Annotated in this window: 24 protein-coding genes; 17 read left to right on the forward strand and 7 right to left on the reverse strand. The window is 46.1% G+C overall.

Translation table 11 applies throughout. The annotated features are described in order from the left end of the window. Positions 1-417: 417 nt before the first annotated feature. The 3 genes from KAI37_RS06975 to KAI37_RS06985 all read left to right on the forward strand — a co-directional run bounded on the left by KAI37_RS06975 (position 418) and on the right by KAI37_RS06985 (position 5,280). On the forward strand, positions 418-3,309 hold the full coding sequence (locus KAI37_RS06975) for a 2-oxoglutarate dehydrogenase E1 component (protein ID WP_220030971.1): 2,892 nt from the start codon (positions 418-420) through the stop codon (positions 3,307-3,309). A gap of 5 nt (positions 3,310-3,314) precedes the next feature. After that, positions 3,315-4,613: a 2-oxoglutarate dehydrogenase complex dihydrolipoyllysine-residue succinyltransferase gene (gene odhB / locus KAI37_RS06980; RefSeq protein WP_220030972.1), complete on the forward strand. Its 1,299-nt coding sequence runs from the start codon at positions 3,315-3,317 to the stop codon at positions 4,611-4,613. 136 nt (positions 4,614-4,749) lie between these two features. Beyond that, positions 4,750-5,280 (forward strand): YfiT family bacillithiol transferase, encoded by a 531-nt coding sequence (locus KAI37_RS06985; RefSeq protein WP_071640037.1) that lies wholly within the window; start codon positions 4,750-4,752, stop codon positions 5,278-5,280. 94 nt (positions 5,281-5,374) lie between these two features. Here the strand turns inward: KAI37_RS06985 and KAI37_RS06990 are convergent, their stop codons facing one another. The 4 genes from KAI37_RS06990 to mnmL form a co-directional block, all read right to left on the reverse strand. After that, a complete protein-coding gene (locus tag KAI37_RS06990) occupies positions 5,375-6,382 on the reverse strand; it encodes an alpha/beta fold hydrolase (RefSeq protein ID WP_076293757.1) in 1,008 nt (335 codons plus the stop codon). 25 nt (positions 6,383-6,407) lie between these two features. Beyond that, on the reverse strand, positions 6,408-7,382 hold the full coding sequence (locus KAI37_RS06995; RefSeq protein WP_023987749.1) for a type I phosphomannose isomerase catalytic subunit: 975 nt from the start codon (positions 7,380-7,382) through the stop codon (positions 6,408-6,410). 169 nt (positions 7,383-7,551) lie between these two features. After that, positions 7,552-8,133 (reverse strand): tRNA 5-(aminomethyl)-2-thiouridylate-methyltransferase MnmM, encoded by a 582-nt coding sequence (gene mnmM / locus KAI37_RS07000; protein WP_220030973.1) that lies wholly within the window; start codon positions 8,131-8,133, stop codon positions 7,552-7,554. Further along, positions 8,134-9,087 (reverse strand): tRNA modification radical SAM protein MnmL/YtqA, encoded by a 954-nt coding sequence (gene mnmL, locus KAI37_RS07005; RefSeq protein ID WP_071640041.1) that lies wholly within the window; start codon positions 9,085-9,087, stop codon positions 8,134-8,136. 306 nt (positions 9,088-9,393) lie between these two features. On the opposite strand from mnmL, the gene KAI37_RS07010 reads away from it, so the two are divergent. Further along, positions 9,394-9,591 carry a hypothetical protein gene (locus KAI37_RS07010; protein WP_203055902.1) on the forward strand — a complete coding sequence of 66 codons (198 nt, stop codon included), beginning with the start codon at positions 9,394-9,396 and terminating at the stop codon, positions 9,589-9,591. Positions 9,592-9,695: 104 nt separating this feature from the next. Next, positions 9,696-10,409 (forward strand): tRNA (guanosine(46)-N7)-methyltransferase TrmB, encoded by a 714-nt coding sequence (trmB, locus tag KAI37_RS07015; RefSeq protein ID WP_023987752.1) that lies wholly within the window; start codon positions 9,696-9,698, stop codon positions 10,407-10,409. A 40-nt stretch (positions 10,410-10,449) separates the two neighbouring features. On the opposite strand, the gene KAI37_RS07020 is transcribed toward trmB, so the two are convergent. Continuing rightward, positions 10,450-11,583: an MGDG synthase family glycosyltransferase gene (locus KAI37_RS07020; protein WP_023987753.1), complete on the reverse strand. Its 1,134-nt coding sequence runs from the start codon at positions 11,581-11,583 to the stop codon at positions 10,450-10,452. A gap of 51 nt (positions 11,584-11,634) precedes the next feature. Further along, a complete protein-coding gene (locus tag KAI37_RS07025) occupies positions 11,635-12,162 on the reverse strand; it encodes a phosphatase PAP2 family protein (protein ID WP_071640042.1) in 528 nt (175 codons plus the stop codon). 610 nt (positions 12,163-12,772) lie between these two features. Here KAI37_RS07025 and KAI37_RS07030 point away from each other — a divergent pair. The 9 genes from KAI37_RS07030 (at position 12,773) to KAI37_RS07070 (ending at position 21,191) form a co-directional block, all read left to right on the forward strand. Further along, positions 12,773-14,011, forward strand: coding sequence for a glycosyltransferase family 2 protein (locus KAI37_RS07030; protein ID WP_071640043.1), 1,239 nt, complete (start codon positions 12,773-12,775; stop codon positions 14,009-14,011). A 308-nt stretch (positions 14,012-14,319) separates the two neighbouring features. Continuing rightward, positions 14,320-14,817, forward strand: a complete 498-nt coding sequence (gene infC, locus KAI37_RS07035) for a translation initiation factor IF-3 (protein WP_013309378.1) — start codon at positions 14,320-14,322, stop codon at positions 14,815-14,817. 20 nt (positions 14,818-14,837) lie between these two features. Beyond that, positions 14,838-15,038, forward strand: a complete 201-nt coding sequence (gene rpmI / locus KAI37_RS07040) for a 50S ribosomal protein L35 (RefSeq protein ID WP_013309379.1) — start codon at positions 14,838-14,840, stop codon at positions 15,036-15,038. A 52-nt stretch (positions 15,039-15,090) separates the two neighbouring features. After that, positions 15,091-15,450: a 50S ribosomal protein L20 gene (gene rplT / locus KAI37_RS07045; protein WP_007429517.1), complete on the forward strand. Its 360-nt coding sequence runs from the start codon at positions 15,091-15,093 to the stop codon at positions 15,448-15,450. Positions 15,451-15,827: 377 nt separating this feature from the next. After that, positions 15,828-16,865, forward strand: coding sequence for a BMP family lipoprotein (locus tag KAI37_RS07050; protein ID WP_025724105.1), 1,038 nt, complete (start codon positions 15,828-15,830; stop codon positions 16,863-16,865). Between the two features lie 141 nt (positions 16,866-17,006). Continuing rightward, positions 17,007-18,545, forward strand: coding sequence for an ABC transporter ATP-binding protein (locus KAI37_RS07055; RefSeq protein ID WP_023987756.1), 1,539 nt, complete (start codon positions 17,007-17,009; stop codon positions 18,543-18,545). Further along, positions 18,538-19,617 carry an ABC transporter permease gene (locus KAI37_RS07060; protein WP_013309382.1) on the forward strand — a complete coding sequence of 360 codons (1,080 nt, stop codon included), beginning with the start codon at positions 18,538-18,540 and terminating at the stop codon, positions 19,615-19,617. Before KAI37_RS07055 ends, KAI37_RS07060 begins: the two co-directional genes overlap by 8 nt. A gap of 1 nt (position 19,618) precedes the next feature. Beyond that, positions 19,619-20,578 carry an ABC transporter permease gene (locus KAI37_RS07065; protein ID WP_220030974.1) on the forward strand — a complete coding sequence of 320 codons (960 nt, stop codon included), beginning with the start codon at positions 19,619-19,621 and terminating at the stop codon, positions 20,576-20,578. Positions 20,579-20,843: 265 nt separating this feature from the next. Next, positions 20,844-21,191, forward strand: coding sequence for a hypothetical protein (locus KAI37_RS07070; protein WP_023987757.1), 348 nt, complete (start codon positions 20,844-20,846; stop codon positions 21,189-21,191). Between the two features lie 34 nt (positions 21,192-21,225). Here KAI37_RS07070 and KAI37_RS07075 read toward each other — a convergent pair whose 3' ends face one another. Next, on the reverse strand, positions 21,226-21,666 hold the full coding sequence (locus KAI37_RS07075) for a GNAT family N-acetyltransferase (protein ID WP_025724102.1): 441 nt from the start codon (positions 21,664-21,666) through the stop codon (positions 21,226-21,228). A 613-nt stretch (positions 21,667-22,279) separates the two neighbouring features. Here KAI37_RS07075 and ilvB point away from each other — a divergent pair. From ilvB to ilvC, 3 genes are all read left to right on the forward strand, one after another. Beyond that, complete coding sequence (gene ilvB, locus KAI37_RS07080; RefSeq protein WP_220030975.1) at positions 22,280-24,025, forward strand: biosynthetic-type acetolactate synthase large subunit; 1,746 nt, start codon at positions 22,280-22,282, stop codon at positions 24,023-24,025. 1 nt (position 24,026) lies between these two features. Further along, positions 24,027-24,512: an acetolactate synthase small subunit gene (gene ilvN / locus KAI37_RS07085; protein ID WP_023987760.1), complete on the forward strand. Its 486-nt coding sequence runs from the start codon at positions 24,027-24,029 to the stop codon at positions 24,510-24,512. Positions 24,513-24,675: 163 nt separating this feature from the next. Continuing rightward, positions 24,676-25,668 (forward strand): ketol-acid reductoisomerase, encoded by a 993-nt coding sequence (gene ilvC / locus KAI37_RS07090; RefSeq protein ID WP_013309387.1) that lies wholly within the window; start codon positions 24,676-24,678, stop codon positions 25,666-25,668. Positions 25,669-25,700: the final 32 nt, after the last annotated feature.

Raw genomic sequence — 25,700 nt, forward strand, 5'->3', positions numbered from 1 at the left:
CCTGACTCACAAATGGGTGTCAATCTTCAATCTTAATGAAGCTAAATCCTTGCCATTTGTAGCACTCTCTTTTTTATACCAGTCAAAGTTTTTCTTCTTTTTGTGGAATGGCTTCTTTAAATTGTCCGATATGTTGTCTGAAATAATCCATACGGTAATCGTCTATAATGAGGGTGTAAGAATTACAGAATAGCCCGATTCATCTCATTTACGCATGGATATGTTGAGAAAAAGGAAATGCTCATAGCTAGAAAACTTTATACAATGGAAGAGGAATAAGAATTGTGAAATTCGACTTTTGATGAAGGATTTCATATAATGTGAGCATATTGTGAACAACTTAAATTGAAGACTTAATAAAAAATGAAAATGATTTCCGTCCAGCTATGAATTTCAAAATTTGACGGAGGGAACGAGATGACAATGGAAGAGAGCAGCAGACAGGTACCTTGGCAGGCGTATTACGGACCTAATCTAGGTTATGTGCAAGACCAGTATGAAAAGTATGTAGCGGACCCCGGAACGGTTGATCCGGCTTACCGCGAGCTGTTTGATCAATGGGGTGAGCCGCCACAATCCGAATACTCGGCTGCTTCCATGATAGACAACAAATTGCAAGGCCCCCCCCCAAGTGCTTTGGGGCACCTTGATTCGAACACATTGCAGAAAGCGGTTACAGCGGGGAAAATGGTGTGGAATATCCGTGAATACGGACATTTAGCCGCCCAAATCGATCCGCTGGAACTGGATGCAGAGCAGGATACTCGCTTGCTTAATCCAGCATCTTACGGTTTAACTGAACAAGACTTAAAGGCTTTTCCAGCCTCTTTAATATGGGATAACGCTCCTGCGGGAACACTTAACGGATGGGAAGCCATTCAACGGTTACGTGTAGCATACACAGGTCCGATTGCCTATGAATTTAGTCATATTCATAACGAGGAGGAGCGCCGCTGGCTGAACAGCTATGCAGAATCCGGCTGGTCCTCCAAGCCACTTACAACACAGGAACGCAAGTCGTTGCTGGGCAGATTGGTAGAAGTAGAACAGTTTGAAGAGTTTTTGCATAAAACATTCGTCGGACAGAAACGTTTTTCCATTGAGGGTAATGATGTGCTTGTCCCTGTACTCGACGAGATTATTCGTCTAACCACAAATGCAGGAGCAAGTCATGTCCTGATGGGTATGGCGCATCGCGGCCGTTTGAATGTACTGGCACATGTGCTGGGCAAGCCTTACAGTAAAATTTTCTCTGAATTTCATCATTCGCCGAATAAAGATTTGATCCCGTCAGAAGGTTCCACAGGAATTAACTACGGCTGGACTGGCGATGTGAAATATCATCTGGGTGCTGATCGTTTTGTAAAAGATGGGGGAGCGGTGCAGGCCCGTCTGACATTGGCGAATAACCCAAGTCACCTGGAATATGTGAACCCGGTGGTACAAGGATTTTCACGAGCTGCACAGGAAGACCGCAGTGAGGCTGGATATCCGAAGCTGGATGTGAGCAAGGCAGCTACAATTATTATGCACGGTGATGCGGCTTTCCCAGGTGAAGGTATCGTGGCAGAATCACTTAATTTCACCAATTTGCGTGGCTTCCGTAATGGCGGCACGGTCCATATTATTGTGAATAATCGTCTGGGTTTTACAACGGAAAGTGTCGATTCCCGTTCGACCCGTTATGCCAGTGATCTGGCTAAAGGCTATGAAATTCCAATTGTGCATGTGAACGCGGATAATCCTGAAGCTTGTATTGCAGCTGCTCGTATGGCTGGCGAATACCGCAATCGTTTCAAAAAGGATTTTCTGATTGATCTGATTGGTTACCGTCGTTATGGTCACAATGAATCCGATGACCCGGAAACAACACAACCACTGGTATATCGTAAGGTGAAGAATCATCCGACGGTGAGCAAATTGTATGCTCAAAAGCTGATGAAGCAGGGGGTTGTGGATGAAGCGTTTAGTGCCGGCCTTATTGAAAAGGTCCAAACCAGACTGAAGGAAGCGCATGAGCATGTGAAGAATCAACCGGAACAAGAGCCGGAAATGACACCTGTGAAGGCGAAAAAAATTCAGAGCTCTATGGTGCGTACTGCAGTGGAATTGAAAAAGCTGCGCCAAATCAATGAAAACTTGCTCAAATGGCCACAGGCTTTTCATGTATATCCGAAGCTGGATCGAATTTTACAGCGTAGAAAAACCGCTCTGAACGAGGGAGAAAAGGTAGATTGGAGCTTGGCGGAGACGCTGGCTTTGGCCACCATTCTCGCAGACGGCAAGCCTATTCGTATGACAGGTCAGGATGCGGAGCGAGCTACATTTGCTCACCGTAACCTCGTGCTGCATGAGCCTGAAACAGGACGTACACATTGCCCGTTGCACACATTGCCAGAAGCACGTGCTTCGTTCAGTATTCATAACAGTCCATTGTCTGAGGCATCTGTCCTCGGCTTTGAATACGGCTATAACGTGTATTCTCCTGAAACGTTAGTGATTTGGGAAGCGCAATTCGGCGATTTTGCCAACTGTGCACAGGTTATTTTTGATCAATTCATTTCTGCGGGCCGTGCTAAATGGAGACAGAAATCGAGTCTGGTGATGCTGTTACCGCATGGTAGCGAAGGACAAGGACCAGAGCACACGAGCGCACGTCTGGAGCGTTTTCTCCAGTTGTCCGCACAAAATAACTGGACTGTCGCTAATTTGAGCAGTGCCTCACAGTATTTCCATCTGCTGCGCCGTCAGGCTGCATTAAGCGAAAGTGAGGAAGCCCGCCCGCTTGTGATGATGTCGCCGAAGAGCCTGATTCGTAACAATCGTGTCGCTTCGCCTGCTTCTGAATTCAGCGAAGGAGCATTCCGTCCTGTGTTGGAACAGCCTGGTCTGGGGGCACGTCCGGATCGTGTAGAGCGCATTGTACTGTGCAGTGGCAAGATTGCCATTGATCTCGAAGAAGCATTGGAAAAGGATAAGAATGAGGCAGAAGAGCGTCTGCATATTATTCGTGTGGAACAGTTATACCCTTTCCCGGAAGAGGAAATTCGGAATATTTTCGGCCGCTTCCCGCATGCTAAAGAGTTTGTATGGGCTCAGGAAGAACCTAAAAATATGGGGGCTTGGAGTTACATTGAACCTCGTCTGCGGAATGTTGTGCCACAGGGAGCGGAAATTCGTTACGCAGGCAGACCAGATCGTTCAAGCCCGGCCAGCGGTTATCAGCAAGTACACAGCCTAGAACAACAGCGAATTATTCAATCGGCGTTGAAGCAGGATTCCAAAAACAATATTACACTTGGGAGGTAGCGGCTGTGAGCGATATTATAGTGCCAGCAATGGGAGAATCCATCACGGAAGGAACAATCTCCAAATGGCTTGTGAAGGAAGGGGATTCCGTAGGACAGGGAGATGTTCTACTGGAGCTGGAAACCGATAAGGTCAATCTGGAAATTAGTGCGGAAGAAGCAGGTGTGGTCCAGAAAATCCTTCGTCAGGAGGGAGATACTGTGGTCATTGGTGAAGCTGTTGGCTTGATCGGAAGCGGCAGTGGTGGTGCGGAATCAACCGGTGCTGGAGAAGTTGCAGCGACTCAAGCGCCTGAAGCACCATCCGTAGCGACTTCACCGTCTTCCGTAGGAGGCGGGGTTAAAGCAGAAGAAAAGTCTGCACCGCCTATTTCATCGAATGGCGACGGGAATGGCCAGACGGCATCACCATCCGCCCGGAAGTTGGCGCGTGAGCGCGGGATTGATCTTGAGCAGGTACAGGGAAAGGACCCGCTCGGACGTGTTTTCCAGGAGGACGTAAAAACGCATAACAGCGCTGAAGTGTCACGTACAGCATCTGTACCTGCGTCTCCCGCTACTAGCAAGCCTGCGCCTCCGTCTCCAGCTCAAACGGAGTACAGCAAGCCTGTGGAACGCCAGCGGATGTCTCGACGCAGAGCAACGATTGCTAAGCGTCTTGTTGAAGCACAGCAAACAGCTGCCATGCTCACCACTTTTAATGAAGTGGATATGACCGCCATTCTCGATGTGCGTAAACGCCGTAAAGATAAGTTTAAGGAAAAACATGATGTAGGCTTGGGTTTTATGTCCTTCTTTACAAAGGCAGTGGTTGGTGCACTCAAGCGCTTCCCTACCGTGAATGCAGAAATTAATGGCGATGATATCGTACTGAAAAAATACTATGATATCGGGATCGCTGTATCTGCCAAGGAAGGTTTGGTCGTGCCAGTTGTGCGGGATGCCGATCGTCTCGGCTTTGCTGAAATTGAGAAGAGCATTGCGGATTTGGCTGGCAAAGCTCGCTCCAATTCACTTTCTCTGGCCGACTTGCAAGGGGGAACTTTTACTATAACCAATGGAGGTATTTTCGGTTCCCTGCTGTCTACGCCGATTCTTAATACGCCGCAAGTGGGTATTTTGGGAATGCATAAAATCCAACTTCGACCGATTGCCATCGACGAGGAACGAATGGAAAATCGTCCGATGATGTATATCGCGTTGTCCTACGATCACCGGATCATAGATGGTAGTGAGGCGGTTCGTTTTCTGGTAACGGTCAAAGAATTGCTGGAAGATCCGGAATCATTGTTACTGGAAGGATAAAATAAAGGTAAGTGGATCTTCTCTTTACGTGTATGACAAAAGCAGACTCTTGCGAGTCTGCTTTTTTTCCTGCATAGTTATAGCATAAATCAACTGATATGACAGGTAGTAGATGTAGAGAAGGGCGGGAACTGTTTTGGACAAAGACTTGCGCTATCCGATAGGATCATTCGTTGTTCCAGATACCATTACAGAAGAACAGCTTATCGCATGGATTCACGACATTGCTGAATTGCCTGCACAGCTGCGTCAGGCGGTCGAAGGACTGAATGAGCAGCAGCTAAATACGCCTTATCGCGAAGGGGGCTGGACGATTCGGCAGGTAGTTCATCATGTGGCAGACAGCCATATGAACAGCTATATCCGTTTTAAGCTGGCACTAACGGAGGATACACCCACGATCAAGCCATATGATGAGGGACGTTGGGCCGAAATACCAGACGCCAGGGAGCTTCCACTTGAACCTTCGTTGCAATTGCTAGAAGGACTCCATAAACGGTGGGTGACCGTGTTGCGATCGTTGGGAGAGGATCAGCTACACCGATCGTTTATTCATCCTGAATCGGGCCAGACGATCCGCCTGGAACGAAACATCGGCATCTATGCCTGGCATGGCAAGCATCATACAGCTCATATTACTTCCTTGAGAGAACGAAATGCATGGTGATTTTTAAAACTATACCCGAATGAAATATAAAGGAAAAAAAGAAACCTTCAATCCCACTTTAATCGTGGTTTTAAAGGTTTCTTTTCTTATTTCCTCACAAGGCTGATGACTTGGGCGAGGTTGATTGTTCAGGTGCCTCGGAGGCTCCAGACAATGCGGAAACAGAGGTCACCCCTGTGTTAACATGACGGTCGAGCCAGTCTACGATGTCACTCATCACCTCGTCGCGGTTTGTTTCATGAAGCATCTCATGGCGACCGTCAGGATAGAGGCGATACTCCATGTCCTGAAGCTCTAGGCTTCGATACATTTCCACTAGTGACAACACACCTTTACCGAACAAACCCACTGGATCACGATCCCCGGCAAAAATATAAACTGGTAGCTTGGGGTTGATGTGTTTCAGCGAGGAAGGCCAGTGGATTTCTTGCAATAGCCTGAAAAAATCCAGAAAAAAGCCTGTCGTGCAAATAGCTCCACATAATGGGTCATGTACGAACTGATCTACTTCCTCAGGATCACGGGACAGCCAGTCAAACGCCGTACGCACCGGACGAAAGGCGCGGTTAAAGCCGCCAAAGACCATAGCGTTGAGCAGCATGCTGCGATGATCCATTCCTTGCAGCTTGGCTTGCAGTAGAGCAACTTGCTCTCCGAGTTTTAGGAGACCACGCCGTCCGTTGGTTCCCGATAAAATAAACCCGTGATACGTTTGCCGATCATCATACATAATTTTCTGGGTTAAAAAGGACCCCATGCTGTGACCCAGCAAAAAACGAGACTGATCAGGGAATTCCTTAGCCGCAATTTCGCCTAGCTCCAGCATGCCGTTTGCCATTCGATTAAACGCATTAGCTCCCGGCATACCCAGCTTATCAGGATCGCCAGCCGTACGCCCGTGACCGATGTGATCGTTGGCATACACACCATAACCGCAACCAGTAAGCTTTTCGGCCAATCGAATGTAGCGATAGGATGTCTCGCACATACCATGCGAAATTTGAACAATCCCCTTAATGGGCAAATTCTGATCAGGCAGCCAGCGGTAGGCAAAAAGCTCTGTTCCGTCATTTTCAGCGATGGTGAAGGTGTATTCCCGCATAATTAGACATCACATCCTTTAAGCTTTAAGGAAGATAAGATCTAAGTACGGTCATTCCGTCATTCAGCGTGTAACCGCTCAGGTTAGCGGGCAACAGGAAGCAATCTCCAGCTTTACAGGAAAGAGACTCGGTATTATTGTTCCATGTTATGGTCCCACTGCCTTCACAAATCACGAGAATGGTGAAGCTGTCTTCTGTTGTAGAAAGTGCCCAACTTCCATCTACGATACCCTTTTCCACAACAAAATACTCACAGGCTGCCAACTGGAGCCATTTACCAGGCTGTAAGCCGTCCGTTTTCATCGTTGTTGCGCCTGCACCCTCGTAGGAGGTTACATTGAGGGAATCCTCGATATGCAACTCACGAGGCTTGCCGTCCAGTCCGGGGCGATTGTAGTCATATAAGCGATAGGTAGTATCCGAATTTTGTTGGATTTCAGCAACGACAACGCCTGCACACAGTGCATGTACGGTTCCGGCGGGGATGAAGAACGTATCGCCTGCTTCGACTGGAACCTGACGCAAACTGCCGAGGATGTCCCCACTTTCAAGAGCTGTGCGCAGACTCTCGCGAGTTACACCTTCGGTCAGACCATAAATAATCTTGGCGTCTGGCTTGGCATCAAGCACGTACCACATTTCAGTTTTCCCTAATTCTCCGGCTGGAAGTCCTGCGTAATCATCTGTTGGATGCACCTGAACGGATAAGTCATCATTACAATCCAGTAGTTTGATCAAAAGTGGAAATCGTCCGCCTTTTTCCGATACACCCTTGGCCCCGAGCCAATCCTGCCCGTAGGTCTCGCGGATTTCATCCAGTCCTTTGCCTGCTAGCTCACCATTGATGACCGTTGTTGTTCCGTTTGGATGATCGGCAATCATCCATCCTTCCCCGATATGTCCTTCTGGTGGGGTTAGACCAAATTGTTCTAAGGCCCGTCCTCCCCAAACTCTCTCTTTGAACTCAGGTTGAAATTGCAGCGGGTATGGCTTTAGCATAATTTCTCTCCTCCATAATGAGTAATGAGTGCGACCTAACAGAATAGGGAAATCAATAACGTGCCGCTGGGGCAATAAACTGGGATGAATAGCGCCCGAACGAGCTTAAAAAATGATATATGTAAGGCGGCTAAAAAAGCCGCTCATAACCTGAGTTTAAAATCCGACATTATTTCTTTTCAATCGCCACTACGTAAGGCGAAGCGGCTCGTTGTAATTGACGATAAATAATGCTTTGACCGCTGGAGACCGGGAGAGCTGAAGCCCATTGAAGGACGGCTTCTGCTTCTTCGCTGCCTCCAGCATGCCCTGGATAGAGTACGGCAGTCAGAATGCCGCGTGGTCGCAGCAATTGTAAGGCAGCATTAAGTGCGACGAGCGTGCTGTCTGTATGCGTGATGACAGTCGGATCGGCGCCTTCGGATGGCAAGTAGCCGAGGTTAAACATGACCGCAGCGACTTTGCCATGCAGCATGTCTGGAACGGCCTCCCGCATTTGCTCGTGACCTTGTAGCAGTAGCGATACTTCTGCTAATGAAGGCGAAGCGTTTTCTTCCAGTCGACGCCGGGCGCAATGCAGTGCTTCTTGCTGGATGTCGAAGCCATAGACACGGCCCCGTTTGCCAGCAGCTTTTGCCAGAAACAACGTATCTGCTCCTGTGCCGACGGTAGCATCTATAGCAGTATCACCTGGCTGCACCCGCGCAGCCACCAATTGATGAGCGTAGCTAAGAACGGATAAGAACCCCATTTAAGGTTGCCTCCAGTATTTTCCCTGCCACGTTTCACGTGACTTCAGTTCATGATCGATGGCATTAAGCACTTCCCATTTTTTAAGCGACCACAGGGGTCCCACTAGCAAATCGCGTGGGGCATCTCCGGTTAACCGATGAACGATCATTTCGGGAGGTAAAAACTCCAGCGTATCAACTATCAGCTTAACGTATTCGTCCTTTTCCAGAAAGCGTAGCAATCCCGCTTCATACTGCTTGACCATGGGCGTTTTGCGCATGAGATGCAGCAGGTGGATTTTGATACCCTGCACATCCATAGCCGCTACTGCACGTCCCGTATCGAGCATCATTTCATGCGTCTCTTGGGGCAGACCATAAATAATGTGGGCGCACACACGAATATTCCGCTTGCGCAGCTTTTCCACCGCATCCAGATAGCATTGAGTATCATGAGCACGGTTAATCAGCTCTGAGGTCGATTCATGGACAGTTTGCAGGCCCATTTCGACCCACAGGTACGTGCGTTCGTTTAGCTCAGCAAGGTAATCCACTACATCATCAGGCAGGCAGTCAGGACGTGTAGCGATGGACAGACCGACAACGCCGGGCTGCTCCAGAATAACCTCAAAGTATTCTCGCAGTTCCTCAACCGGGGCATACGTATTAGTGTAGGCTTGGAAATAGCCAATATATTTGGCGTTTGGCCATTTTAGATGCTGCCGATCCCGAATCGTATTGAACTGGGTGACCAGATCATCACGACGACGCCCAGCAAAATCACCCGATCCGCGTGCGCTACAAAAGGTGCAACCCCCTTTAGCGATAGAACCATCGCGATTCGGACAGGTAAAACCCGCATCCAGCATGACTTTGAACACTTTATTTTGAAATTGCTCACGCATTTCGTAATTCCAAGTATGGAACCGTTTATCTCCCCACAGGAGAGGAGCAGGCAATAAATCTGTTTTCATGGGTGTACTCCTTTTTTTACGATCACCCTATTGTAACAAAAATCAGTCTTCATTGGGAATCATTTGACCGAACAAGTCAATAAAATGTGCGGATTTTATGGCGTTGCGGATTGAAAAAGGTTACACAATGTGTTATATTGTAAGCGGTACCAGACATACAATAAAAGGACTGTTTTTGATCCTGAAGATAAAAGTTATCCGTTGCTGATGATTATTCTTCAGGGAGGCAGCTATGCTGTTTCTATCGCCTGTTTTAGGGTAAGTGCACGTCGGTTCCATCACAAATAACCCGTGAGGTGATCTTTTATGAATGCGCAGGATAAGACGCGTATGGATAAAGTTACTGTTGAGTTAACCTTTGATGAGGCGTTGGCATTGACTGGTGTCCGTTTTGGGCAGGATCGTCAGATTGGAACGACCGCACGTCAAAAAATCAGAGCGGCTTGCCAAAAGACAATTGATTTTTCACCTGCTGATAGGGTAGACTATGAACAATTAAATTAGTTGGACCCCAATCCAAATATATTGAAAAAGGAATTTCATTTCCGTATCTTCAAGCGGGGGTGAAATTCCTTTTTCCTTGATAACAGAGTATATGGAGGAGTAACATGCGTTTACGCGGAAGAAAAGGAATACGGGAAAGTCTGGAAGAACAGCAGGACCTAGTCATCTTGGAGCCAGCACAGTATAAGGGGAAATGGCAGCAGGTTTTTGGTAATGATCGTCCCATTCATGTGGAATTCGGTATGGGTAAAGGGCAATTTATAAGCCAAATGAGCTTCCGGAATCCGGAGGTTAACTATATTGGCTTTGATATGTATGATGAGCTGGTTCGCCGTGCAACAGAAAAGTCTCGTCTGGCCTGGAGTAATTCAGAGGTTGATACGCCGCCTAATATCAAATTGGCACTGGCAAACATTGAACAGATCGAGAATGTTTTTGAACCAGGAGAGATTGAACGCATTTATCTGAATTTTAGTGATCCCTGGCCTAAAGCCAAGCATGCACGTCGTCGTTTGACGCATCCGCGTTTTTTGGACAAGTACCGTCAGCTTTTGAACAGCAAAGGACAAATTCATTTTAAGACCGATTCGGAGACACTGTTTGAGTTTTCTCTGAATTCGTTTGCCGATAGCGGTTTGCAGATGACGAATATTTCGTTAAACCTTCATCGTGAGGGGATCAACGAGGAGCATGTCATGACAGAATACGAACAAAAGTTCATGGGCAAAGGTATGAATATTCATCGAGTCGAGGTGCTGATCGGCAAAGATGCTTTGGAAGAGTACGGAAAAACACGCCTTGAAAAGTACGGGAAATAAAAACAGATCAAACGGATAAAATAAGACAGGGTGCTTCCTTTTAGGAAAGCACCCTGTTCGGTTCCAGTATATCCAAAATACTCTGTGCGCTCTGAAGAGGATAATATCGCGCTACATTATGGACGTGCTCCTGTCGCTTGCGGACGATTTCTGGAAAATCGTGTAGCAGTCGGTTCATCCATTTAACGACAACATCCAGCGAAGTAATCGGTTCTCCGAAGCCTTGAGCCGTAAAGTATTGACAATTTTCCTCCTCCTGTCCAGGGAGAGGTTTGTGAAACAGCATCGGAATCCCTTTGGCCAATCCCTCGGTGCATGTCATTCCGCCGGGTTTGGTAATGAGTAGATTCGATACCTCCATTAATTTGTCGATTTCCCGTGTAAATCCGAAGATATGAATATTTGGATGATTAAACCTGGGATCCAATTGCATTTTACGACGAATTTTATCATTATGCCCCAAACAAAAAATAAATTGAATGTTTTCTCTCCACTGAGTAAGCGAACGATGTATGACTTCGTCATTCATAAGGCCCCAGCCGCCACCCATAACGAGTACGGTCGGGATGGGTTTAAGTCCAAATTGTTCTCTAATTTCATCGTGCCCAGGATGTTCCCAAAAATTTGGATGAACGGGAATACCGGTCACCTGGATTTTCGAAACGGGTACTCCGCGCGCGCGCAGCTTACGCATGACTTCAGGCGTAGATACAAAGTACCGGTCAACCTCGGGACTAATCCATGTTCCATGTGCATCGTAGTCTGTAATGACAGTACAAAGCGGAACATGTAAGCCTAAGCGCTTCAAACGTGAAATTACCGCGCTTGGGATGGGGTGAGTACATACCACCAAATCGGGACGAAGCTGCCGGAGAATGTTTCGGGTCTGCGTGTAGAACAGACGGTGCAAAGCGAGCGTTGTAAGACGGTTTAATGATTTTTTGTACTGATGACGGTAAACCAATCCGACTAGGCGAGGCTGCGATACAACAGTCTTCTTGTATGCTGTAATAATAAGCGGGGCCATTCTTGGATTCAAAAAACTCCCCAGCTCCAGCACTCTTGTCTGCACATTCGGAGAAAGCTTCCGCAAACTGCTTGAGAGCGCGTAGGCAGCTTGAGTATGTCCGGCACCGAAACCTTCCGATAATAATAACACTCGTTTTTTAGCCACTCTCATTTCACCTGTTCCTGCTGGGATGTTCTCAATCATACCATATCGGCTTTAAGGCCAGAATGCAACCGTTCCTATTGCTGCAGACGTTCCGATGACCGCTCCTGCGAGTACATCCGTTGGGTAGTGAAGACCCAGATAAATCCGAGAAAAACCTACAATGGTCGCTACAGGCAACAGCAGCAGTGTTAGCATCGGTGACTGTAACATAAAAGGCACGGTAGCTGAAAAAATAGCGGTCGTGTGCCCTGAGGGAAAAGAATGGTCCGACAAGGGGTTGCGGAATGTATTTGTACCTGGTAGCGCCAAATACGGGCGAATCCGCGGGTACAGCTTTTTAACGATAGCTACGGGGATGTGACTGACCCCGAGAGCGATGGCTCCCTTCATACCGGAATCTTTCCACGGATTCGGAGCGAGCCACCAAATAAGGAGTGTGGAGGCTATAGTAAAGGTAGCCCCACCTAAATGTGTGAGATAATAAAGCCAGAAGTTCAAAAAACGGTTGTGTAAGCGTCCGTTGATCCATTTGAACAACTGCTGCTCCAGATTTACAAGTTTTACGACTAGACGTTGCATTTGGTTTCCTCCGGTTGCCGGTTCAGGTCAGTCGGCAAATATTTTGAGTCATTTTGACATAATCAGACCATAAGTAATTATTCTCTTGCTCTCATCATATTTTTAAACGCTGTTCATTTCAAGAATCACTAAAGATTCATAACTTACTTGGTTCAATTCTACACAAAAATGTTAATGGAATATAAGCCAAATTGTATAACTTTCTTTGCGTTCATCCGTCTAATAAGATAGAGTGTTTAGAAGTGGTTGCTAATTGGCCCACAAAAAGGAGGGACCAAAGAAATAAAAAGTTAGCAAATGGATGAAAATAAGACCTAAGCGTCATGAATGAGAAGTCCAGCGCCGCATTCCCGGTTCAAACGGGAGTTTGTTGTGTTTTTTTGCTGCTGAGACCGGTTTAAGGGCTTTGACAAAAGATTGAAAACCAACGAAAATCGTAATGGCATTCCTGTGTCAGCCAAAAGGGGGCTGCGCACAGCCAATGAAGAAAGCAAGGGTCGGGTCAAAAACTACAGAAAAGGCGCGCAAAGCGCCGCAACTTGCGCTACACAGATAGAAAACAAACAAACGCAAGATTTTAAGGGGTATAAAAAGGGGGTAACAAGAGATCATGTTAGACGCTATTTTCGTGACGCTCCAGATTATACTGGCGGTGATCGCAGTCTATCAGTTTGCATTCTCCTTGTTCGGATTGGTTCGCAAGAAAAGGAAAGAGCACGCGGCTCCAGAAAAATCATTTGCCATTTTAGTCGCTGCCCACAACGAAGAACAGGTTGTCGGAGCATTGATGGAAAATTTGAAGCAACTTGATTATCCGAAGGAACTTTACGATGTGTTCGTAATCTGTGATAACTGTACAGATAAGACTGCGGACATCGTTCGCGCTCACGGCATGAATGCTTGTGAACGTACGAATCCGAATCTGCGTGGTAAAGGCTACGCTATTGAGTGGATGCTCAAGGAATTATGGGCTATGCCGCGCCAATATGATGCCATTGTCATGTTTGATGCTGACAATTTGGCGCATACCAATTTTTTGAGTGAAATGAACAATGATCTGTGCACAGGTGCTCGTGTTATCCAGGGGTACATTGATACTAAGAATCCTGAGGATTCTTGGATTACAGCGGCATACGGGGTATCTTATTGGTACATCAACCGTTTGTGGCAGCTGTCACGTCACAATCTGAACATGGCTAATTTCCTCGGTGGTACAGGCATGTGCTTTGAAACAAATCTGCTTAAGGAAATGGGCTGGGGTGCGACAAGTCTCGTAGAGGATTTGGAATTCACCATGCGCTGCACACAACGCAACGTATATCCAAGATTTAATTACGATGCCAAGGTATATGATGAAAAGCCGTTGACGTTCAAAGCTTCGTCCAGACAGCGTTTGCGCTGGATGCAAGGTCACTTTACGGTAGCTCGTCGTTATTTCTTCCCGTTGCTGTGGCAAAGTATCAAGCATAGAAGCCTGATTAAATTCGATATGGCTCTTTATGGTCTGAACGTGTATATCGTACTGCTCACCTTCTTGATGACAGTAGCGATGTGGATAGATATCGCCTTCTTTGGTGGACCTAATATCGAGAACATCTATGTACAGTTACCAGCTTGGACCGGTGTTATAGCTATTGGTCTGAATGTAGCTACTTTTGTGCTCGCAATGATTTTGGAAAAGGTCACATTCAAAAAAGTATATCTGTACTTATTGCTGTTCCCGGTCTATGCGATATCGTGGTATCCGATTACGGTTTATGCGTTCTTCACACAGAACAATAAGCAATGGAGCCATACCCAGCATACGCGTGTCGTTCGTTTGGAAGAGGTTCAGAGTAAGCAAGGTTAATTGGACTGTGGAATAAGGCTAGAGCTCGGTGTCATCAACTTTTATAAAAGTGTTGACACCTTAATTGCGACGTGATAAGATATTCGAGTATGTTAATTGAAAATATGGATTAACAAGTAGAAGGTCCGACTTCTCACCTGTCCGGTATTGCCGGCTGGTCATGATCCAATGATTTGTGAATTGAACTTTCATGATGAATTGAGTATCAAACAGGGATGTCGGCTGTGTAGTCGTCATCCCTTTTTTGTGCTTAAACACAATACAACAATAACAGGTTCTGGAGGTGGAGGGTTATTAGTAAGGAACATATGATCAATGATGAGATTCGAGTGAGAGAAGTACGTCTAGTTGGTGCGAACGGTGAACAAATCGGGATTACACCGACGCGTGAAGCTTTGCAAATGGCGATTGACGCAAACTTGGATCTCGTGAACGTGGCGCCTCAAGCGAAGCCGCCCGTGTGTCGGATTATGGATTACGGAAAATTCCGCTATGAGCAACAGAAGAAAGAAAAGGAAGCCCGTAAAAACCAGAAGATCGTTGACATCAAAGAGGTATGGTTCCGTTCCAACATCGAGGAACATGACTACCAAACCAAGTTTCGCAATGTGGTGAAGTTCCTGAATGAAGGGGACAAGGTGAAATGCTCCGTTCGTTTCCGCGGTCGTGAAATTACTCATGCTAATGTGGGTCAAAAAATTCTCGAACGTGTGAAATTGGAAGTTGCTGATCTTTGTACCGTGGAGCGCCAACCCAAGCTCGAAGGACGCAGCATGATTATGATATTGGCTCCAAAGAGTCAATGACAAATTAAGGAGGAAGTTCAATGCCTAAAATGAAAACACATAGCAGCCTTAAAGGCCGCTTCAAAATTACCGGTACTGGTAAAGTAATGCGTTACAAAGCTTACAAAAACCATTTGCTTTCCCACAAATCCAAACGTGCGAAACGCGTTCTGGGTACTAACCCTGAGATGGCACCTGGGGACGTTAAACGTCTGAAACAAGGTCTTGCTAACCTGAAATAGCACTAGCACTGCAATGAATGAAGTATAAACATTATTTGGGAGGTCTATTGATATGGCAAGAGTAAAGGGCGGATTCGTCGTTCGTCGTCGTCATAAAAAAGTATTGAAGCTTGCTAAAGGTTATTTTGGTTCCAAACACCGCATTTTTAAAACAGCTAACGAGCAGGTAATGAAATCGCTTGTTTACGCATACCGTGACCGTCGTCAGACGAAACGTAACTTCCGCAGACTGTGGATCGTGCGTATCAACGCAGCAGCTCGTTTGAACGGTTTGTCTTACAGCAAATTGATGCACGGCCTGAAATTGGCTGGTGTGGACATTAACCGCAAAATCTTGGCTGATCTTGCAGTCAATGATATTAATGCATTCAACTCTTTGGCAACTGTTGCTAAAGGCAAAATCAACGCTTAATTATTAATAATAAAGCGTGGAAACCACGAAAGTGGTAAAAAGGTATCCCAAGCAGTACGCTGTGTAGGGATGCCTTTTTTTGTACATACTCAATGTTACGGTAAAGACTTCGTTTTCTCTAAAATACGAATAAATATGACGTGAGATGGAAGAATGTATGTTTTTTTTAACTTTGTAGCGCTTACATTGATGGTTTTTTAAAAAAAATTGACCCAAGGTTATTAATTGTCTAGATTTTAGCCGATCATAATTGTATAATCTCTAAAGTAAGTCTTCTGTACGATCTGTCTCGTCAGTAAATGACATGTATGAGCATGTACATGTTCAAAGAAAAGAGACAGTCCAGGGATCTAACACTAAGGGGGAACAGTATCAGCATGAAGAAAATGTTCAGTATGTCTTTGGTTATGCTGCTGGCGATCTCGGTCATTCTCGCAGGCTGCGGTAACAAAAATCAAGGTGCGTCCAACGCAAATGGTGGAGACACAGGTGGTTCTGCCAAAACATCGAATGTCCAAATTGGCATGGTTACAGATGTGGGTGGAGTAAACGACAAATCGTTTAACCAATCTGCTTGGGAGGCACTACAAGCCACTGAGAAAGAATCAGGCGCTAAAGTTAAATACCTGCAAAGTAAATCCGATCAAGATTATATTCCTAACCTGAACCAATTTGTTAAGGGTGATTTTAACTTGACTTGGGGAATCGGTTTTAATCTGGCGAATGCGATTGGACAAGTAGCGAAAGACAACCCAAGCAAAAACTTGGCGATCATTGACAGTGTCGTGGATGCGCCTAACGTAAAATCGGTTGTTTTTGCTGAAAATGAAGGTTCCTTCTTGGTGGGAGTTGTAGCTGGTAAGCTTACCAAAACAAACAAAATTGGTTTTGTGGGTGGACAAGACAGCCCGTTGATCAAACGTTTTGAAAAAGGATTCGAAGCAGGAATTAAAGCTGTAAATCCAAATGCAAAATTGGAAGTTAACTATACAGGTGCATTTGATAAGCCGGACCTGGGTAAAGCAGCAGCTGCAACGATCTACAACAGTGGTGCGGATATTATTTTCCATGCAGCTGGCGGATCTGGTACAGGTGTATTCAACGAAGCGCTCGCACGTAAGCAACAAGGTCAGCAAGTATGGGTTATTGGCGTAGATAAAGACCAATCGCTTGAGTTTGGTGACGACGTAACATTGACTTCGATGGTAAAACGTGTAGATGAAGCTGTAAAACGCGTATCTAAAGAAGTAATTGACGGTAATTTCAAGGGCGGTATCGAAACACTGGCTCTGAAGGATAATGGAATTGGTTTGGCAGACACATCAACGAAAAATGTACCTAAAGATGTGCTTGATCTTGTAGAACAATACAAGCAAAAAATTATTAAGGGCGAAATTACAGTTCCTTCGAAATAAGTTTTGGCTTGAAGAACATATAAGTGGCGACAAGGCTGGTTCATAAGACTAGCCTTGTTCTTACGTCTGGAGTTATATGAATTATAACGGGCAAAATCAGCTCATTGGAGCACATACTATAAAGTGTATAAGGGTGATCTCATGGATGCAGCGACCCCCGTCGTTGAGTTAAAGCAAATTACAAAACGATTCCCCGGCATCGTTGCCAACGACTCCATCAGCATCAAGCTGCATAAGGGAGAAATTCATGCCCTTTTGGGTGAGAATGGCGCGGGTAAATCTACGCTTATGAATATTCTTTTCGGACTGTATCAGCCGGATGAAGGGACAATTGAAATCGGAGGTAAACCCGTACAGATTGATAGTCCAAATAAGGCGATTGATCTGGGGATTGGCATGGTGCATCAGCATTTTAAACTCGTACAGCCATTTACCGTGACCGAAAATATTGTCCTGGGCTCGGAGCCTCGTAAGGGTCTGAAAATCAATTATAAAAAGGCTGCCGCAGAAGTACAGCGGTTGTCTGAGCAGTACGGCCTTCAGGTAAATCCGAATGCCAAAATTGAGGATATATCTGTTGGTATGCAGCAGCGTGTAGAAATTATCAAAACGCTCTATCGTGGTGCAGATATTCTGATTTTCGATGAGCCTACAGCAGTACTGACACCGCAGGAGATCACTGAGTTGCTAGACATTATGAAACGCTTGGTCGCTGAAGGCAAATCAATTATTCTTATTACTCATAAACTTAAAGAAATTATGCAAATTGCAGATACTGTTACGATCATTCGCCGAGGTCAGGTTATTGATACGGTCAAGACGTCTGAAACAACACCAAATGAGCTGGCTGAGAAAATGGTGGGTCGTCGTGTGTCCTTTAAAGTGGACAAGCAGCTTGCGCAACCAGGACAAACGGTACTGGAAATGAACAATGTAATTTCTAAAAACAAGGATGGCATTAACGTTCTAAATGAGTTGAACCTGCAGGTCAAGGCGGGCGAGATTTTGGGGATTGCCGGAGTAGATGGCAATGGACAGAGTGAACTGATCGAAGCTTTGACAGGCTTACGCAAGGTGGATGGTGGGAGCATTCGTTTGCTCGGACAAGAGGTCGCCAATCAGCCACCACGCAAAATTTCAGAGGCAGGCGTTTCACATATACCGGAGGACCGTCATAAGCATGGGTTGGTGCTCGATTTTTCTATGAGTGAAAATATGGTGCTGGAGACGTATTACCAGGCGCCTTACAGTAAAAATGGCTTCTTGAACAAAGATGCTATAGAGAAACAGGCCAAAAGTCTTATCGAAAAGTTTGATGTAAGAACACCGGATATTCACACGAAGGCAAGAGCATTATCTGGTGGGAACCAGCAGAAGGCTATCATTGCGCGTGAAATTGATAAAAATCCAGACCTTCTCATTGCAGCACAGCCTACACGCGGTCTGGATGTCGGAGCTATTGAGTTTGTCCAGAAACAACTGATTGCCCAACGGGACCAAGGTAAAGCTGTGTTGCTCATATCTTTTGAACTGGACGAGATTATGAATGTATCCGACCGAATTGCTGTCATCTATGAGGGCAAGATTGTCGGGGAAGTGCTGCCAGAAGAAACGAATGACCAGGAACTGGGACTCATGATGGCAGGAAGTGCAGTGAAGAAAGGAGTAGAGAATGGCTAATCTATTGAAAATATTCACAAAAGACTCCTTTGTACTGGCGCTGGTCTCTATTATTTTGGGTCTCCTTCTGGGTGCTATTGTGATGCTGATTGGCGGGTATGACCCTATTGTGGCCTATTCTGCATTGTTTAGCCGTGTATACGGAGATTCCTACAACTTTGGAGAGGCTATCCGTGAGATGACTCCGCTGATTTTAACGGGGTTGGCATTTGCTTTTGCGGCCCGCGCCGGATTGTTTAATATCGGCGGCGAAGGTCAGTTTCTGGTAGGTATGACAGCTGCTTCGATTGTGGGTATTAAACTCCATGGGTTGCCAGCTATCATTCATGCACCGCTAGCTGTAATTGCAGGTGCAGTTTTCGGAGGTCTGTGGGCTGCGATTGCTGGCTATTTGAAGGCCAAACGAGGCGTGAATGAAGTTATTACATGTATTATGATGAACTGGATCGGTCTGTATTTGGCTAATTTGGTGATCAATCAGTTCGCACTTATGGATGGCGAAAATCGTTCTGTGGATATTCAGCCTTCTGCTTCAATTTCCATCGAATGGCTGTCCCAGATGATGGGGAATGCTCGGGTACATTGGGGCACAGTTATTGCTGTGCTGGCGGCAGTCTTTTTCTACATTTTCATGTGGAAAACAAAGCAAGGCTATGAGCTTCGGGCTGTCGGATTTAATCAGGATGCATCCCGTTATGCAGGTATGAATGTAAATCGTAATATCATAAAAGCGATGTTTATTAGTGGGGTTTTTGCCGGATTGGCAGGCGCCTTTGAAGTGCTGGGAGTATTCCATTATCAATCTGTCATGGCAGGATCACCGGGAACGGGTTTTGATGGTATCGCTGTAGCTCTGATTGGGATGAATAACCCATTCGGTGTGCTGCTCGGTTCTGTTTTGTTCGGAACGCTTACGTATGGTTCTGCGGGGATGAGCTTTAGCGCAGATGTACCGCCCGAGATTATCCGGGTTGTCATTGGCTCGATTATTTTCTTCATTGCGGCCCAAGGTATCGTACGTTGGGTTGTGAAGCCGCTCTACTCCAAGCGGAAGAAAGAGAAGGTGTTGTAAAATGAGTTGGTTAACACTTGGTGAATTAATCCATACAACGCTCGTTTTTGCGACGGCGATTATTTTTGCGTCTCTCGGCGGAGTTTTTTCAGAGAAATCCGGTGTAACGAATCTCGGGTTGGAAGGACTTATGGTATTTGGAGCGTTTGCAGCGGGTGTTGGCGGATTTTATGCCGAGCAAGCTGGACTAGGAGGCACCTCTGCGGCTTGGGTAGGTGTGCTGTCAGCTGCGGTGTTCGGTATTTTGGTTTCGTTAATTCATGCTGTAGCCTCTATTACGTTTAAAGCCGATCAGGTAATAAGCGGTATAGTTATTAACTTTCTGGCAGCAGGTAGTACACTGTACATGGTCAAGCTTTTATTTGAGGGAGATGGTGACACCGGTCGGATTCAGGGTTTTAACGAAATATCCATCCCTTACCTTGTGGATATCCCGATTGCAGGAAAAGCCTTTTTCCAAGCTTACCCAACGACATATTTAGCCATTCTATTAGTTATTATTGGCTATTTTACATTGTATAAAACACCGTTTGGCTTACGTTTGCGTTCCGTTGGGGAGCATCCAGGAGCGGCCGATACAGTGGGGATTAAAGTAAATCGTCTTCGTTATATTGGTGTTATGATCAGTGGGGCATTGGCTGGGATTGGTGGAGCTACAATAACCCTGACTACAACCAACATGTTCTCACACAATACAGTTTCGGGGCAGGGATATATTGCTATTGCCGCTATGATTTTCGGTAAATGGAATCCGCTTGGCGCTTTTGGCGCAGCAGTGTTTTTTGGTTTTTCACAAGCCATTCGCAACTATGTGCAGCTGTTCGCATGGTCGCAAAGTATTCCCCAGGAAATTATTTTTATGTTGCCATATCTCCTGACGATTATTGTACTGGTAGCGGCTGTCGGACGTTCACGCGCTCCGGCCGCCTTGGGTCAGCTTTATGATCCAGGCAAGCGTTAAAACGGTTCAACAGCGGACGCTGTACGCAGTGAAATATGTACAATGGTGTGTAAAAAATCTGGTATCTGCATGTGCAGGTACCAGATTTTTTTTTATATTGTGCAGGCATTTAAACATACGCTACTGGCATGAATGGAATAGACTGTGCTATGCAGATTGGACGGGACGCTCGGCCCCTGTCAGCTCCGGTCTATTTTGTGGTGGTGATGAGCTATCAAGGAGCCGTTCAATCTGTCCATCCGTTGAGAAAGAAGGAGGAAATACGATGAAACAGGCAGTAACCAGAAAGCAGGTGGAGAAGCTTGTCGGCAAAGTCATCTTCGCTACTCGCAAGGATGGTTCCCAGGTCAGCGGCAAGCTGATTCGCATTTCGGGTAACCGACTGGTTCTTCAACCAAACCGCAAGAAAAAAGTAAACACGAAGGCGATTATTCCTCTGGTGCTGTTTGACTTGCTTGCCATCGGCACAGCTCCATACATTGGTGCCTATGGTGGGGGATATGGTGGCTACGGTCCAGGTTATGGAGGACCAGGATATGGTCCGCAGCCAGGCCCGTATACAGACGGGGGATACCCCGGGGTAGGATATCCGTATTACCCTAATTTATTTTAGTCATACAAAATCTTGGACCCGAAAAAGATACTTTTTACAGTGACTTTTCGAGTTCATGGCATCGGCTCAGAGCTACGTATCGCAGCATTTGATATTGATGACGCAGATAAAAATGGATCCCCCTGATATTGTCTTCGTCCACCATAACTTTAGCCCGCTTGCAGCGACGCAGTCGTCCGTAGTGTTCGGCATGCTCCAGCAGTTTTTTTCCGTATCGCATACCTTGATGAGCCGAAGAGATTGCGATCAAATCAATGTATAATAGTTCGCCATGCAGCATAACATGAATGAAGCCAACAACCTGTGCATTATCCGGTCTGCAAGCTACAAAAGTGATGCCCCGGTTTAAGCGCCGGGGTAATTCTTTACGTATTTGTTCCATTTCTTGGGCACTTAAATGCGATAGGGGGACAAGCTCTTGCTCGATGAGACGAAAGATGATGGTGTCATCTTGAGAGCTGCGTTTTCGAATCATAAACGGGCCTCCTTTTCTACCCTTTTAACAAGATAAGACGTGGCTTTGGAGGAGTGCACTGTCTCACCGTGTGGTCTTTTTTATAATATGCGGGTACCTCTTACAAGCGTGCGACTCTGAGGTGCTTCAGAAAAGAAACATAAATTTTTATGAAATATGGGTATTGACTATCCCAGATGTGAGACATATAATGTGTCTAAACATTTGAAAGAATGACATGAACTCAACGGCAATGAAGAGGACGAAGTGATTAGGGCTCTTTTGTTCAGAGAGTGAGGCATTAGCTGCAAGCTTCACCAAAATCCCTTTTTAACGAGCTCACCTTGGAGCTGTTTTCCTGAAAAGTATTTGGGCCCGATAATATTAACGGTGCGCTGAATCACCTATTAGGGAAAATCGTACGGTCTACGTTACAGACGCCAGATATGGAGATCCTTTGCGATTTCTGTACCTGCCAAGGTTCGATATTGCGAAATATCGGGCAAACACGGGTGGTACCACGGAAGCTACAGCCTTTCGTCCCTCAGTAACAGCAAGTCTGTTCTAGGGATGAAAGGTTTTTTTGTTTTTACAAATGTCAGATGTATGTAAATTTTGTAAAGGAGGATGACCAATGAGTGCACAAATTCCTGAAGTTAGGTCAACCAATGAATTACGTGAAAAGTGGATGAAGCCTGAAGTGATTACAGGTTCGGAAATTTTACTCCGTAGCCTATTGCTGGAGGGAGTAGATTGTGTCTTCGGATATCCTGGTGGTGCAGTGCTTTATATCTATGATGCCATGTATGGCTTTAAGGATTTCAAGCATGTCCTCACTCGTCACGAGCAAGGAGCTATTCATGCGGCAGATGGTTATGCACGGGCGAGCGGTAAAGTGGGCGTATGTATCGCGACTTCCGGACCTGGAGCGACAAACCTGGTAACTGGTATTGCGACGGCTTTTATGGATTCGGTGCCGTTGGTGGTCATCACGGGTAACGTTATATCTTCCCTGATCGGTACGGATGCTTTCCAGGAAGCCGATATCACGGGAATTACAATGCCGATTACGAAGCACAGCTATCTGGTAAGAGATGTAGAGGATCTGCCGCGAATCATCCATGAGGCATTTTATATTGCCAACACAGGGCGGAAGGGACCGGTGCTGATTGATATTCCGAAGGATATTTCCGCAGCCCAGACGTTGTTCGTTCCACAAACGGGACCAGTGACCATGCGGGGTTATAACCCGAAAGTGCTGCCCAACAAAATTCAACTAGACAAGCTAACTCAAGCTATTTCCGAAGCAGAACGTCCATTCATTCTGGCAGGTGGAGGAGTTGTATACTCCGGTGGACATGAAGCACTTTACGAGTTTGTTCGTAAAACGGAAATTCCTATTACGACAACATTGCTCGGATTGGGTGGTTTCCCAAGTGGACATGAACTGTGGACGGGGATGCCGGGGATGCATGGAACATACACCTCCAATCAGGCGATTCAACAGTCAGATCTGTTGATCTGTATCGGAGCCCGCTTCGATGATCGGGTAACAGGCAAGTTGGATGGGTTTGCTCCTCAAGCTAAAATAGTCCACATTGATATCGACCCTGCTGAAATTGGAAAAAATGTTGCAGCGGATATTCCTATCGTGGGTGACGTGAAGGCAGTGCTGGAATTGCTGAATCAGGATGTGAAACGCGCGGATCGAGCTGATGCATGGAGAGCGCAAATTCAGCATTGGAAGAATGAGAAACCTTATTCTTATAAGGATTCTGAAACGGTGCTTAAACCACAATGGGTTGTTGAGTTGTTGGATGAAACGACTAAGGGCGGTGCAATCGTAACGACGGACGTGGGACAGCATCAAATGTGGGCAGCGCAGTATTACAAATTCAATCAGCCACGGTCATGGGTCACCTCTGGTGGACTCGGTACGATGGGATTTGGTTTCCCTTCTGCAATCGGTGCTCAGATGGCCAATCCCGACAGATTAGTAATATCGATTAACGGGGACGGCGGTATGCAGATGTGTTCGCAGGAATTAGCCATCTGTGCAATCAATAACATTCCGGTTAAAATCGTAATTATCAACAACCAGGTGCTTGGAATGGTTCGCCAATGGCAGGAATTGATCTATAACAATCGGTATAGTCACATTGACCTGGCTGGAAGTCCGGATTTTGTGAAACTTGCCGAAGCATACGGTGTCAAAGGACTGCGTGCTACGAATAAGGAAGAGGCACGTCGGGCTTGGCAGGAGGCGCTTGATACACCCGGACCGGTCGTTGTCGAGTTTGTAGTCAGCAAGGAAGAGAATGTATATCCGATGGTGACGCAAGGTTCGACAATTGATCAAATGCTGATGGGGGACGAGTAAAATGACAACAAAAAATACCATTGCTGTACTGGTAAATGATCAACCCGGCGTTTTGCAACGTGTGTCCGGCCTGTTCGGTCGCCGAGGCTTTAACATTGAGAGCATAACTGTGGGACAATCGGAAGAAGTTGGATTATCTCGTATGGTCATTGTGACTGTAGGGGATGAGAACAATCTGGAGCAGATTGAAAAGCAGCTTTACAAGCTGGTTGATGTGATCAAGGTCATTGATCTCAGTTCCAAGCCGATGGTAGCTCGGGAATTGGCGATGATAAAGGTAAAGGCAGAACCGCCTCAGCGGCCAGAGATCATGGGCGTGGTAGAAACATTCAGAGCAGCTGTCATTGATGTTGGAACGACGAGCTTGATCGTACAGGTCATTGGCGATACAGAAAAAATTGATGCCATGATCGAGTTGTTGAAGCCTTACGGTATTCGGGAGTTGACTCGAACCGGGGTTACAGCTATGATACGTGGCAATGCTTAATATAGAGCTTTAACGAATTACCGCTTATAGCGCATTACATCAATAAAGAACCGTCCGCATAAGAGCGGGGGCTCGAAGAGATTTTTAGATACTAATCACGAGGGAAAGTCTCTTGGAGTACCCGCTCATTATGAAGGGTCCAATTAAAAGGAGGAAATTAACCATGGCAGTTACAACGTACTACGAAAAAGATGCAGAACTCAGCGTATTGAAAGGAAAGACAGTGGCCGTTATCGGTTACGGTAGCCAAGGACATGCTCAAGCACAAAACTTGCGTGACAGTGGTGTGAATGTTGTTATTGGTTTGCGTGAAGGCAAATCAGCTGATGTCGCAAGAAACGACGGTTTCGAAGTTCTGAACGTAGCTGATGCAACAAGCCGTGCAGATGTGGTTCAAATTTTGTTACCTGATGAAACTCAAGCTTCTGTGTACAAAAATGAAATTGAACCTAACCTGAAAAAAGGCGCAGCTCTTCTGTTCTCCCATGGTTTCAACGTTCATTTTGGACAAATCGTAGCTCCTAAAGATAGCGATGTATTGCTGGTTGCTCCAAAATCCCCAGGACATATGGTACGTCGTACCTATGTAGAAGGGTTTGGGGTACCGGGGTTGATCGCAATTGAGCAGGACGCAACGGGTCAAGCCAAAGAAATCGGTCTTGCTTACGCAAAAGGCATTGGCTGTACACGTGCGGGCGTAATTGAAACCTCCTTCCGTGAAGAAACGGAGACGGATCTGTTCGGTGAGCAGGCAGTATTGTGTGGCGGCGTGAGCGCACTTGTAAAAGCGGGCTTTGAAACATTGACTGAAGCAGGTTATGCTCCTGAGATGGCATACTTTGAATGCTTGCATGAGCTTAAACTGATCGTTGACCTGATGTATGAAGGTGGATTGGCAACGATGCGTGATTCCATCAGTAATACAGCGGAATATGGCGATTATGTAACTGGACCACGCGTGGTAACGGAAGATACGAAGAAAGCCATGAAGGATGTATTGACTGACATTCAACAAGGTAAATTTGCTCGTGACTTCATCCTTGAAAATCAATCTGGACGTGCATTCCTGACGGCTACTCGTCGTAATGAAGCTAACCATCCGATTGAAGTGGTGGGCGGACAATTGCGTGAAATGATGCACTGGATCAAAAAGTAATAATCTTTTGTACTATGAACTCGACAACATGA

This window comes from Paenibacillus sp. S25, assembly GCF_019454085.1.
GTDB classification, from domain to species: domain Bacteria; phylum Bacillota; class Bacilli; order Paenibacillales; family Paenibacillaceae; genus Paenibacillus; species Paenibacillus polymyxa_B.